Origin of the sequence: Kitasatospora sp. NPDC048365 (assembly GCF_043200835.1) — a bacterium.
GTDB classification, from domain to species: domain Bacteria; phylum Actinomycetota; class Actinomycetes; order Streptomycetales; family Streptomycetaceae; genus Kitasatospora; species Kitasatospora terrestris.
The window spans coordinates 69,622-80,741 of sequence record NZ_JBICYJ010000040.1; the positions used below are offsets into that span (position 1 = coordinate 69,622).

At 73.0% G+C, this 11,120-nt stretch carries 12 protein-coding genes; 8 read left to right on the forward strand and 4 right to left on the reverse strand.

Going from position 1 to position 11,120, the window contains the following annotated elements; genetic code table 11:
- The first annotated feature begins 26 nt into the window (after positions 1 to 26).
- Together ACGFX4_RS31810 and ACGFX4_RS31815 are read left to right on the forward strand one after the other, a co-directional pair.
- Positions 27 to 950, forward strand: coding sequence for a hypothetical protein (locus ACGFX4_RS31810; RefSeq protein WP_393081763.1), 924 nt, complete (start codon positions 27 to 29; stop codon positions 948 to 950).
- Positions 951 to 1,014: 64 nt separating this feature from the next.
- Entirely contained in the window at positions 1,015 to 1,908 is an 894-nt protein-coding gene (locus ACGFX4_RS31815; RefSeq protein WP_393081766.1) for a S41 family peptidase, read from the forward strand.
- A 22-nt stretch (positions 1,909 to 1,930) separates the two neighbouring features.
- Here the strand turns inward: ACGFX4_RS31815 and ACGFX4_RS31820 are convergent, their stop codons facing one another.
- Positions 1,931 to 3,076, reverse strand: coding sequence for an alpha/beta hydrolase (locus ACGFX4_RS31820; protein WP_393081769.1), 1,146 nt, complete (start codon positions 3,074 to 3,076; stop codon positions 1,931 to 1,933).
- An 88-nt stretch (positions 3,077 to 3,164) separates the two neighbouring features.
- Between ACGFX4_RS31820 and ACGFX4_RS31825 the strand changes: the two genes are divergently transcribed.
- From ACGFX4_RS31825 to ACGFX4_RS31835, 3 genes are all read left to right on the forward strand, one after another.
- Positions 3,165 to 3,755, forward strand: coding sequence for a TetR/AcrR family transcriptional regulator (locus ACGFX4_RS31825; protein WP_393081772.1), 591 nt, complete (start codon positions 3,165 to 3,167; stop codon positions 3,753 to 3,755).
- A gap of 101 nt (positions 3,756 to 3,856) precedes the next feature.
- The gene (locus ACGFX4_RS31830; protein ID WP_393081774.1) at positions 3,857 to 4,279 is read left to right on the forward strand and encodes a hypothetical protein; all 423 of its coding nucleotides are present in this window, start codon (positions 3,857 to 3,859) and stop codon (positions 4,277 to 4,279) included.
- A 69-nt stretch (positions 4,280 to 4,348) separates the two neighbouring features.
- The gene (locus tag ACGFX4_RS31835; protein WP_393081777.1) at positions 4,349 to 5,002 is read left to right on the forward strand and encodes a VanZ family protein; all 654 of its coding nucleotides are present in this window, start codon (positions 4,349 to 4,351) and stop codon (positions 5,000 to 5,002) included.
- 12 nt (positions 5,003 to 5,014) lie between these two features.
- On the opposite strand, the gene ACGFX4_RS31840 is transcribed toward ACGFX4_RS31835, so the two are convergent.
- Positions 5,015 to 5,938 carry a CapA family protein gene (locus ACGFX4_RS31840; RefSeq protein ID WP_393081780.1) on the reverse strand — a complete coding sequence of 308 codons (924 nt, stop codon included), beginning with the start codon at positions 5,936 to 5,938 and terminating at the stop codon, positions 5,015 to 5,017.
- 328 nt (positions 5,939 to 6,266) lie between these two features.
- Complete coding sequence (locus ACGFX4_RS31845) at positions 6,267 to 7,133, reverse strand: polysaccharide deacetylase family protein (protein ID WP_393081782.1); 867 nt, start codon at positions 7,131 to 7,133, stop codon at positions 6,267 to 6,269.
- A 217-nt stretch (positions 7,134 to 7,350) separates the two neighbouring features.
- Here ACGFX4_RS31845 and ACGFX4_RS31850 point away from each other — a divergent pair, with 217 nt between their 5' ends.
- Both ACGFX4_RS31850 and ACGFX4_RS31855 read left to right on the forward strand, forming a co-directional pair.
- Positions 7,351 to 7,833: a hypothetical protein gene (locus ACGFX4_RS31850; protein ID WP_393081785.1), complete on the forward strand. Its 483-nt coding sequence runs from the start codon at positions 7,351 to 7,353 to the stop codon at positions 7,831 to 7,833.
- 183 nt (positions 7,834 to 8,016) lie between these two features.
- Complete coding sequence (locus ACGFX4_RS31855; protein WP_393081788.1) at positions 8,017 to 8,529, forward strand: hypothetical protein; 513 nt, start codon at positions 8,017 to 8,019, stop codon at positions 8,527 to 8,529.
- 59 nt (positions 8,530 to 8,588) lie between these two features.
- Here ACGFX4_RS31855 and ACGFX4_RS31860 read toward each other — a convergent pair whose 3' ends face one another.
- A complete protein-coding gene (locus ACGFX4_RS31860) occupies positions 8,589 to 9,221 on the reverse strand; it encodes a class I SAM-dependent methyltransferase (RefSeq protein WP_393081791.1) in 633 nt (210 codons plus the stop codon).
- Positions 9,222 to 9,684: 463 nt separating this feature from the next.
- Here ACGFX4_RS31860 and ACGFX4_RS31865 point away from each other — a divergent pair, with 463 nt between their 5' ends.
- Positions 9,685 to 10,992, forward strand: coding sequence for a ThuA domain-containing protein (locus ACGFX4_RS31865; protein WP_393081793.1), 1,308 nt, complete (start codon positions 9,685 to 9,687; stop codon positions 10,990 to 10,992).
- Positions 10,993 to 11,120: the final 128 nt, after the last annotated feature.

Consider the following 11,120-nt stretch of genomic DNA (forward strand, 5'->3'; position numbering starts at 1 on the left):
GGGCCCCGGCTGACATGCTCCCCGCTGTGAAGAGCAGTAGTGGGAGGATCCTGACGGCCGCTCACCTCCTCCTGGTCTGGGCGACCATGGCGGCCGCGGTGCCGGCGCTCGGCTTCGGCCTGGTGATCGCGGCCTGGGGCGGCGGGGGCGCTGCGGCCGTCCTGGTCCTCGCCCTGGGCGTGGCCGCCGCGGTGGGCCTGCTGGCCGTGGCGCACCTGCCGCTGCGCGGCACGGTCCCGCGGTACGACACCACGACAGGGATCCTCGGCCGGGCGCTGCCGGTCTTCGCCCTCGGCACGTTCGGCGTCCTGACCGGGGTCGCGGCCTGCTCCAGCCACGTGGACCTGGGCAGCGCCGGCACCCGGATCGCGCTGACGGGCGCTCCGTACGCCTTCGCCGCCGCGTTCTTCGTACCGAGCCGCCCGGTCCGCCTGGGAGCGGCGGCCGTGCTGGCGGCCGCCGTGGCGTACGCGGGCCTCGTCCTGTCGCACGTCGAGCAGCGGCGGTTCGAGGCCGAGGTCGCGCGGTACCGGCAGCACCAGGAACTGCTGTACGCGGGCGACGCGCCGCCCGGCATGGAGGTCCTGCGCGCCACGGCCGGCAACGACTTCCGGATCGAGTACCGGCCCGTCGGCGAGTACGACCTCCGACGGCAGGTCAGCCTCACGGTCCGCCATCCGCCCACCCTCACGCTCCGGTGCCCGCCGCCCAGGGACGGCGTGACCTGCGCGGTGGAGCCGAACGGCGACCTGCGCAAGGTCGCCCGCGACCCTTCCGGCAGCGTCCAGGTCACCCTCACCCGCCGCCACCGGGACGTGCAGGTGGACGTCACCACCCGGACACCCGACGACGAACCATGGCTCCGTCGCCTCCTCGACACCCTGCACCCGCTGTCGGACGGGGAACTCAAGGGGCTGATGCGCCAGGAGAAGATCGTCCACACCCTCTGACCGCCTGCGGGCCGAACGGAAAACCACTCGTCAGTCCGCGGGTCGGACCGTAGGATCCGCGCCCGTGACCTCAAACAACGAGATTCTTGACGCAGCCCTGACGAAGATCAACGACCGGTACGTCTTCCCCGAGCTGACCGCCGCCATCGAGGAGGCGCTGCGCGGACGCGCGGCCGACGGCGAGTACGACGGACTGGCCGGGCCCGAGCTGTGCGCGGCGGTGACCGGGCACCTCCAGGAGGTCCGGCCGGACAAGCACCTGCGCCTGCTGTGGAGCGAGGAGGCGGTGCCGGTCGAGGAGGAGGACTCCCCCGAGGAGGAGGCCGCGCGCTGGGCCGAGGTCTACCGCCGGGGGAACTACGGCATTCGCCGGGTCGAGCAGCTGGACGGGAACATCGGCTACCTCGACCTGACGTTCATCCCGGACGCCGGACCGGGCCACCAGGCGATCGGCGCCGCGATGCAGCTGGTCGCGCACACCGACGCCCTCGTGATCGACCTGCGCACCTGCCGGGGCGGTTCGCCGAACGGCGTCGCCCTGTGGTGCAGCTTCTTCTTCCCCGACGACGAGCTGCACCTCAACGACATCTACGACCGGGAGACCGACTCCACCCGGCAGTTCTGGACGTACCCGCACCTGCCCGCACCCCGCTACCTGGACCGCCCGGTGACGGTACTGACCGCCGCCTTCACCTTCTCCGGCGGCGAGGAGCTGGCCTACAACCTGCAGGCCAACAAGCGCGCCACCCTGATCGGCGAGACCACCCGGGGCGGCGCCCACCCCACCGACCGCTTCGCGCTCACCCCGCACATCACCGTCACCGTCCCGACCGCCCGCTCGATCAACCCGATCACCGGGACCAACTGGGAGGGCGTCGGCGTCGTCCCGGACGTCGCGGAGCCGGCCGACCGGGCCCTGGAGACCGCGCTCTCCCGGCTGCGCGCCGACCGGGACTGAGTCCGCCGGGACTGAGTCCGCGTCACCGGCTCCCGGACGGCGCCCCGCTCCGACCCGTCACCCACCCGGCGAAGTCCTCGATCCCGTCGATGAGCGCCTCGAAGCGGAACGAGTGGAAGAGGTCGAACGCGTGGTGGCCGCCGGGGAGTTCGATGTAGACGACCGGAGCGGCGGAGACCGAGCGCAGGGCGCGGACGAGGGCCCGGGGGTTCTCCGTCGCGACCAGTTCGTCCAGGTCCCCGTGGGCGACGAGGAACGGCGGCGCGTCCGCGCGGACGAGGTTCACGGGCGAGGTCGCGGGATCCCCGTCGACGTACGCGCCGAGGTAGCCTCCCAGGGCGACGGCGGCGGTGACGGAGGTGTCCGCGTCCTCGAACCCGGGCTGGTAAGCGGGGTCGTTGGGGGTGAGGGCGGCGAGCGCCGCCAGGTGCGCGCCCGCGGAACTCCCCGCCACGACCACCGCCGCTCCGGGGGCCGCGCCGTACTCGGCGGCGTGCTCGCGGGCCCAGACGATGACCCGCTTCGCGTCGATCAGGTGGTCGGGGTGGGAGGCGGCGGGCCGCAGCCGGTAGTTCGCGCTGATGCAGACCCAGCCGTGGCTCGCGAGCCGGTGGAGCAGCGGCAGCGACTGGGTGTTCTTCCGGCCCCCGTCGTAGTGGCCGCCGTGGAAGTGGATCAGCACGGGTCCGCCCCCGGGGCGCGACCGGTGGTGGTAGACGTCCAGCAGGTTGCGGCGGCCCGCACCGCCGTAGCCGAGGTCGCCCACCCGCCGGACGTCCCGGCGTCGGCGGAGGACGGGCCGGAGCAGGATGCGGGCCAGCGGCGGCCGGCGCCTCCTCGCCGTGCCGGAGCCGAGCGCCTCGTCCAGGGCGAGCATCACCACGGGCGCCGTCCGCATCCCCCGCCGCGCCACCACCGCGAACCCGACGGCCGCGACCCCGGCCAGGGCGACGGCCACCCGGTCGGCACCGGTGGCGATGTCCCCCTCCGCGAAGGCCAGCACCGTCGAGGCGGCCAGCCCGTAGAGGGCGAGGAACGGCAGCTCGTTGAAGACCAGCCCGAGCCGGTAGCCGACGTGGAAGAGCGGCCCCGGCAACCGGACGGGCAGCAGGCAGAGCACCGCGATCGCACCGGCCGACACCACGGTCACCAGGTAGCCCACCGCCATCGGACCCACTCCCCGTTCGACACTCGTCCCGAACCACCACATCCGTGGTACTACATCTGTGGTACCACGGATGGGGTACTTTGGGAACGTGAATCAGGAACGACGGGATCGCCTGCGCGACGCGGCCATCGGCGTACTGGCGGAATCCGGCAGCCGGGGCCTGACCCACCGGGCCGTGGACGCCGCCGCGGACGTACCCCCGGGCACCACCAAGAACTACTTCCCCACCAGGGACGCACTGCTCCGGGCGAGCGCGGAGCGCATCGTCGAGCTGTACGAAGCGGTCCCCCGGCCCGCGCCCGTCGACCGGGCCGGCCTGGCCGCCATGCTGCGCACCCTCCTGGACCACGTCCGGGGACCGGGCCGGGTACGGGTGCTCGCCCTGCTCGAACTGCAGCGCGAGGCCACCCGGACCCCGTGGCTGGCGGCACCCCTCGACGCCTTCGCGGCCGCCGACTTCACGTACTTCGAGGAGGCCCAGCGCAGTGCGGGCCTGCCCGTGACCCCGCAGCGCGCCGCCACCGTCACGATGGCCCTGCACGCCGTCCTCCCCCACCTGGTGGCCGAGAGCCCCGCCACCCGGGCAGCGGCCGGACTCGACGACCTCGACGCCTTCGCCCGCGGCCTCCTGGACACCGTGTACGGGGCGCCGCCACCGGCCCGCCGGCCCGGGGCCTGAGGGGCAGACCGTGAACAGTCGCCGCACCCGCGCCTGCGTGTGACACTGCCCGAAGAGGGTGATGTACGAGCGTGCTCGCACCGGCAAGGAGGGTGACGGACATGACGCAGGAACCCCGCAGCAGGAGCGGTCAAGCCGGAGAGCCACCCGTACGGGCGCTCAGCGGTCCATCGATGTTCGCGGGGATCGCGCTGTCGGTCGGCGGAACCCTGAGCATCCTCATGGGCGCGGCCGGAATCGCCCACGACAGCCTGTTCTCCGCGGCCGGATACGCCTACCGGTTCGACCTGACGTCCTGGGGCTGGATCCACGTGGTGATCGGCGCCGGACTGTCCGCGGCCGGCGTGGCGGTGCTGGCGGGCTGGGGCTGGGGCCGGTGGGCCGGAATCGTGACGGCCGCGATCAGCCTGGTCACCCAGTTCATGTTCATCCCGTACTACCCGCTGTGGTCGATCCCCGCGATGGCCATCGACCTGCTCGTCATCTGGGCGTTGAGCAGGTTCCAGGCCGGCCGGCCCGGGTGACCCGCGGTCACGTCGCGAGTGTGATGCGGACGTTGTGGGGTAGACGTCTGCCGACTCCGGGGAGGAACGATGGGGAGAACGCCGCGGCAGGCCGTCACAGTAGCCACCGACCTGACCGTACGCAGCGCCCGGCGGCGCCCCGCGCCGGGCGGACGGAAGAAGGCCGCGACCGCGACCGCACCCGCGGCAGCGCCGAAGACCGCCACCGGGCGCGCCACGCCCGACCGGCGGCCGATCACCCCGCGCGGCGTGCTCACCGTGGCCGCACGATCGCTCGCGCGGGTCGTCGCACTGCTGGCCTTCGCCCTCTGCGCGGCCGTCGTCATCAGGCTCACGCTCACACCGTCGGCGGCGTCGATGCGGATCGCGCACACCAACCTGTCGCCCGGCAGCAGCATCCGCCTCTACCTGGACCGCCCGTCGGTGCGTGCGGCGCTGTTCCAGGTCGGCGGGAACGCCCTCGTCGGCGCACCCTTCGGAGTTCTCCTCCCCGTGGTCAGCCGCCGCCTGCGCGGGCCGGTGCGAACCACCCTCGCCGCCGCACTGGCCGTCACCCTGCTGGAGACGCTCCAGCACTTCTTCGTCCCGGGGCGCAGCTTCGACGTCGACGACATCATCCTCGCCTCCGCGGGCGCCCTCGTCGCCTATCTCCTCCTCGGGCTCGCGGTGTCACGCCGGATCCATCCGCGACGCCCCCGCAGGAGCGCCGCCACCGAACGATGACGGCGCTGCGGCTCAACGCCCCACCGGGGCGAGGCCGGTGCAGCCGCGCAGGCCGTCGCGGCGCTTGACCGCGGCGGCCGCCTGCGCTCCGGTGTGCGGAACGGGCACGCCCTGCCCGTTGATCTGGGCCGGCGTGAACTCCTCGCCCGTCACCTTGCCGGCGGTGATGGTCAGCGTGGTCACCCCGGTCTCGGTGCCGCCGGCGCTGCTGGAGTTGTACCAGAGGAAGTTGCCGAAGCCGTACGCCACGTACGTGGAGTCCAGCATCCCCGACCCCAGCAGCGTGTGGGCGTGCGTGCCGACCACGGCGGTGACTCCGGCACTCGCCAGCTTCCTGGCGAGGGAGGTCTGGGCGGCGGTCGGGCAGGGATTGGTCTCCTGTCCCCAGTGCAGGTAGACCAGGACCACCGGCGCCTGCGCCTTGGCCCGTGCCACCGCGTCCAGCAGCGCGGCCTCGTCCAGCGCCGAGGCGATCCCCGGCTTTCCGGCCCCGGCCCGCCAGTTCTTGTTGGTCTCCTCGTCCACCTGGCTGGCCGCCAGCACCGCGACCTTCACGCCCTTGACCTCCGCGACGTACGCCGCGTACGCCTCCTCGGCGTCCTTGCCGAGGCCGACGACCGGGATCGGCGAGGAGGCCTTGGCCGCCAGCGAGTCGGTCAGCCCCACCTGGCCGAAGTCCACGGCGTGGTTGTTGGCGAGCGAGACCATGTCCACACCCGAGTCCTGCAGCACCTTGAGCGAACGGGCCGGGGCGCGGAAGGTGAAGGCCTTCGCCTGCGGCGCGCCCCGGTCGGTGATCGCGGTCTCCAGGTTGACCATCGACAGGTCCGCGTCCGCCAGCTGCTTCGAGATCGGGCCGAGCGCCTGCTGCGGCGGCGCCACGTTCAACCGGGCCTTCGTCCGCCCCTCGAAGTGCACGTCCCCCGCGAACGCCACCGTGATCGTGGCCGCCGGAGCCGCGGCCGGGGCGGAAGCCGAAGCCGGGCCCGAGGCCGACGCCGAAGCCGACCCCGAAGCCCTCGGCGTCACCGCATCACCGTGAGCGCCCCCCGCCGGATGCGGGGCCCCGGAACAGCCGGACACCAGGAGCAGCCCGGACACCAGGGCAGCAGCGGACCCAACGCGACGCATATCGAAATCCCCCTCAGATTCGATGAGCGAGCACCAGTGCGAACCTCTCCGGCCCATTGGACACCGGAAGGAGGGATTGGGTTGCAGTCGTGCGCAGAACGTGATGAACGGTGGCGACGATCCGGGCGTCGACTCACGCGGGCGCGGTGAAGCGGTAGCCCTCGTCGATCAGGACCGGCAGGTAGGTCTTCAGTGCGGCGATGGTCTGCGAGCGGTCGCCGCCGCCGTCGTGGTTGAGGACGATCGAGCCGGGCCGGATCGCGTCCAGCACCCTGGTGGTGATCCGGGACGTACCCGGGCGGGCCCAGTCGACCGGGTCCACCGACCATCCCATCGGGCGCATGCCGAGCTCGTTGGAGACCCGCAGCGCGACGTCCGACCAGTCCCCGCCGGGCGCGCGGAACCAGGTCGCGGGCTTGCCCGTGGCCGCGTGCAGCAGGTCCGAGGTGCGCTCGAGCTCGTCCCGGACCTTGGCCTCGGAGAGGCCGCGCAGGTCGGGGTGGCTCCAGGTGTGGTTGGCCAGGTGGTGGCCCTGCCGGGCGATCTCGCGGACCAGCGCCGAACGGTTGACGGCGTTCTCGCCGACCAGGAAGAAGGTCGCCCGGACACCGTAGCGCTGGAGGATCGAGAGCACGGCCGGCGTGTACACCGGGTCCGGGCCGTCGTCGATGGTCAGGGCGACGAGCTTGTCGTCGGAGGCGAGCGAGAAGAGCGGGGCGGCGGCGTTGCGCCGGGCCGCCGCGGCGGGCGGCGCGGTGCCGACGGGTGGCACGGCCGGTTGCGGAGCCCCGGACGACGGGGCGGCCGACGGTGGGGCGGTCGACGGCAGCGGGGCCAGGGCGGGGCTCGGCACGTTGACGGCCTTCGCCGCGGGGCCGTCGCCGGCGGACGGGCCCCGCTCGGACGGGGACGAGCCGCAGGCGGTGGCGGCGGAGAGCAGGGTGACGCCCGCTACGTTCAGCAGCAGCCGTCGACCGATAATCCGATGGTCAGACACCATGCGCAGATGTGTCCCCGCCCGACGCCCTCCCCTCACCGACACGCCCGGGAGAGCTCCCCGAACCACCCCAATGGCTGACGGACCGCCAGTCCTCCGGAAGGACCTGGCCGGTGGCACACCCCGCCCCGCTGACCGAACGTGGGGGAGGTGCGGCCACGAACCCTCCGCCGGCGACAGGTCGGCAGTCGTGCGCCACCCCGGAAGGACACATCCCCCCATGCGTCTCGAACGCCCCCTCCTCGCCGCCGCGGCCGCGGCCGCCGTCCTCGCCCTCGCCGCTCCCGCCGCCCACGCCGACCCCCAGCCCTCCAACCGCACCGCCGTCGACGACCAGCGGGTCTGGCAGGACGCCCCGGCGCTGCCGACCGCCCCCGCACCGGCCGCACCGGTGCAGGAGCAGCTGAAGGAGGAGCCCAAGAAGGAGGAGCCCAAGAAGGAGGACTCCAAGAGCCCCGAGGTCAAGAAGGACGACGGCAAGAAGGAGGAGACCAAGGGCGAGGCCCCGAAGCACGAGCAGGCCAAGGAGGAGTCCGCCAAGGAGGTCCCCTGGCAGGACCAGAAGAAGCCGCACGGCGGTGTCCACACCGGCGGTGGCGGACTCGCCGTCTCCGGCGGCGGCCTCGCCACCGGAGCCGCGCTCCTCGCTGGCGGCCTCGGCATCGGCGCCTACTCCCTCCGCCGCCGCTCCCCCGGAGCCTGAGCCTCCCCGCTGATGGGTGCGGTGCCCGACCGACGCCAGGTCCGGGCACCGCACCCATCCGCATGCGCCGCCGCAGCCGCAGCCACAGCCACAGCCACAGCCACAGGGCCTGCTCAGGCCTGCTGCGGTCACGATTCCGGGTTCCTCCCTCCTCCCCCGGCCCGTCCTGGAATGCTGCCGGGCATGACCGAGGAGCATGCTGTCGCCGACACCCCGCCCGTTGACGCGGTACCGGCACGTCGCCGTCCGGCCTGGAAGGTCCCCCTGGCGATCGTGACCGGTCTGGTCGTGGCCGCCGCCGCGGTCGGACTGGCCCGGGGCCTGTCCGGGGAGGACGCCGAGCCCGCCGCACCGACGTCCGGGTCGCCGGCGGCGGCGCCGAACACGTTCGCCCTGAGCGGCCATCTGACCCTCAAGCAGTCGAGCGTCACCTCCGGCCCCTGCGCCGGGACGGGCGGCTACGAGGACATCCGCGAGGGCGCCTCCGTCACGGTGTACGACGGCGGGGGCAGGGCCGTCGCGACGGGGTCGCTGGCGGCCGGCATGCGCGTCGGCCTGTACTGCCGGTTCAGCGTGTGGGTCACCGGCGTACCGGTGGGGCCGGGCTCCTACCAGGTGGAGGTGTCCCACCGGGGGAAGACCACCCTGTCGGCCAAGGACGCCCAAGCCGGAAAGTACGAGGCCTCACTGGGCTGATGCGGCGACGGCAGGTTCACGCGGCGGCACGGGCGGCGCCTACGGATTCGCCACCGGGGTCATTCCGACCTGCGCGCCAGCAGGTACGCACGCTCGGTGTCCGCTTCACCCGGATACGGCCCTCGCACCAGCGTCGCCTCCACCGCGAATCCGGCAGCAGCGAGCCCCGCGGCCACCTCGTCGGGATGCAGAGCGTAGAAGTCGAGGGAGACCGGTCGGTCGAGCCAGGAGTCCAGGTGCCGGACCTCATGGCCCGCGTGGAAGGCGGCGAGGACGAGACCTCCCGGCCGCACCACCCGGGCGAACTCCTCATAGGCCCGTGTCCGCTCCTCGGCCCGGAGATGGATCAGCGAGTAGAACGCCACGACACCGGCCAGCTCTCCACTGCCCAGCGGAAGGTCGAGCATCGACCCGACCCGCGCATCCAGGCCGGGCCTCCGCGCCCGAGCCACGTCCACCATCGCCGGTGACACGTCGAAGCCCAGGACCGGAACTCCGAGATCGGCCAGGAAACAGGCGACCTGGGCGGGTCCGCAGCCCACGTCGGCGACCCGACCGCCCTTCGGCACCTGCTCGGCGAAGGCCGCCAGCATGGCGCGGTCCAACGGCTTGGACGCCAGATCCGCGGTGAAGCCCTGTGCGTACACGTCCGCGACCGCGTCGTAGGAGTCTCGGATAGAGGTGCTGTCCATCGCACCAGTATTCGACACACCGTCGGCACCGCAGCCGGCCACCCTCGCCCGGCGCCCGGCGCCCGCATCTCGGCAGCTTCGCCTTCGGCCACCGGGAGCGACTGCATCAGTCACTTCTCGAACACGGGGCGACAGTTGCCGCCTCCCCGTCCGCGTCGGCTCGCCGACGAGCACTCCCGGCAGGCCATCCCCGGAACCGGTTCCGGGCGGGCATGGACCGAGTCAACAGCGCTTCCGACCCGGCGTCAAGACTTCGAGACAGAACTCGACGAACAGTCACGGACACAGCAGGTGAAGCGAGTTGAGCTTTCAAGAGGCGAACGCGCAGGGTCTTGACGGCTGTGGTCCAGACCTTTAGGTTCCCGGCTCAGACGGGCGAGGACCCGCCGGGCCACGAGCCCCCTGCGGCGCCCCACCGCCCTCGCCCCGCCGACGAGCCCGCACGCCTGTCGAGAGGACCCCCATGCCCATCCACCCCCACCCGGCCGGCGGACGCCGACCGCTGCGTCCCACCATCGGCGGCCTGGAACGGCTCCTGCCGGCCGTCCTGGCCCTGGTCGCCCTGCTGTTCGGCACCGTGGCGCCCGCCACCCGCGCCGCGGCCGCCACACCGGACTTCCGGGTCATCGCGTTCTACAACGGGACCTGGGACGCCGCCCACATCGACTTCGACAAGGAGGCGAACGACTGGTTCCCGAAGACGGCCGCGGCGAACAACTTCAGCTACACCGCGACCACCAACTGGGACCTGCTCGCCAACGGCGGCGTCGACGCGTACAACGTCGTCCTGTTCCTCGACGACGCCCCGCAGACCGCGGCCCAGCGCGCCGGCTTCGAGCGCTACATGCGCAACGGCGGCGCCTGGCTCGGCTTCCACGTCTCGGCGTTCACCACCAACGCTTCCGAGTGGGACTGGTACTACAACCAGTTCCTCGGCAGCGGGAACTTCCGATCCAACACCTGGGGCCCGACCACCGCCGTGCTGCGCACCGAGAACGGTTCCCACCCCGCCGCGGCCTCGCTGCCCCCGACCTGGACCTCGGCGGTCAGCGAGTGGTACGCGTGGTCGAACAACCTGCGGGCCAACCCGTCGATCAAGGTGCTGGCCTCGGTCGACCCGTCGAGCTTCCCGCTCGGCACCGACCCCAACCAGTCCTGGTACAGCGGTGACTACCCGATCGTGTGGACGAACACCCAGTACCGGATGCTGTACGCCAACTTCGGCCACAACGCGATGAACTACTCCACCAACACCCGCACGTCCTCGACCTTCGCGTCCGCCACCCAGAACCGGATGCTGATCGACGCGCTCAAGTGGCTGGGCCGGGCGCCGGTCGCCACCGACCCTTGGTACAGCCTGACGTCGCAGGCCAACGGGCTGTGCGTGGACGCCCGCGCCGCCGCGACCGCGAACGGCACCGCGATCCAGCAGTACGCCTGCAACGGCACCACCGCCCAGCACTTCCGCCTCACCGCCACCGACGGCGGCTACGTCCGCCTGGCCGCCCGCAACAACCCGGACCAGGTGGTGGACGTCACCGGTGTCTCCACCGCCGACAACGCGCCCCTGCAGCTGTGGACCTACGGCGGCGGTGGCAACCAGCAGTGGCGGCCCGTCGCGGAGGCGAGCGGGGCCCAGCACTTCGTCGCCCGGCACAGCGGCAAGTGCCTCACCGTCGCCACGACCGCGGCGACCAACTCGGTCCAGCTCGTCCAGCGCACCTGCGACAACTCCGCCGCGCAGAGCTTCCGGCTCACCGCGCAGCCCTGATCCGGACACCTCCCGGCGGGGCCCCCCCCGCCGCCCCCCCCCCGGGCGGGGCGGGGGCGGGGGCCCCCGGGCGGGGGCCCCGCCGCCGCACCACCGCCTGGCGCAGGCGGCGCACGACCCGGGGGAGG

Excerpts from the sequence above, each read along its gene's own strand:
- ACGFX4_RS31850 (WP_393081785.1), top strand. The coding sequence starts at position 7,351 with ATGCGTCTCGAACGCCCCCTCCTCGCCGCCGCGGCCGCGGCCGCCGTC.
- ACGFX4_RS31855 (WP_393081788.1), top strand. The coding sequence starts at position 8,017 with ATGACCGAGGAGCATGCTGTCGCCGACACCCCGCCCGTTGACGCGGTA.
- ACGFX4_RS31835 (WP_393081777.1), top strand. The coding sequence starts at position 4,349 with ATGGGGAGAACGCCGCGGCAGGCCGTCACAGTAGCCACCGACCTGACC.
- ACGFX4_RS31845 (WP_393081782.1), bottom strand. The coding sequence starts at position 7,133 with ATGGTGTCTGACCATCGGATTATCGGTCGACGGCTGCTGCTGAACGTA.
- ACGFX4_RS31820 (WP_393081769.1), bottom strand. The coding sequence starts at position 3,076 with ATGGCGGTGGGCTACCTGGTGACCGTGGTGTCGGCCGGTGCGATCGCG.
- ACGFX4_RS31830 (WP_393081774.1), top strand. The coding sequence starts at position 3,857 with ATGACGCAGGAACCCCGCAGCAGGAGCGGTCAAGCCGGAGAGCCACCC.
- ACGFX4_RS31865 (WP_393081793.1), top strand. The coding sequence starts at position 9,685 with ATGCCCATCCACCCCCACCCGGCCGGCGGACGCCGACCGCTGCGTCCC.
- ACGFX4_RS31860 (WP_393081791.1), bottom strand. The coding sequence starts at position 9,221 with ATGGACAGCACCTCTATCCGAGACTCCTACGACGCGGTCGCGGACGTG.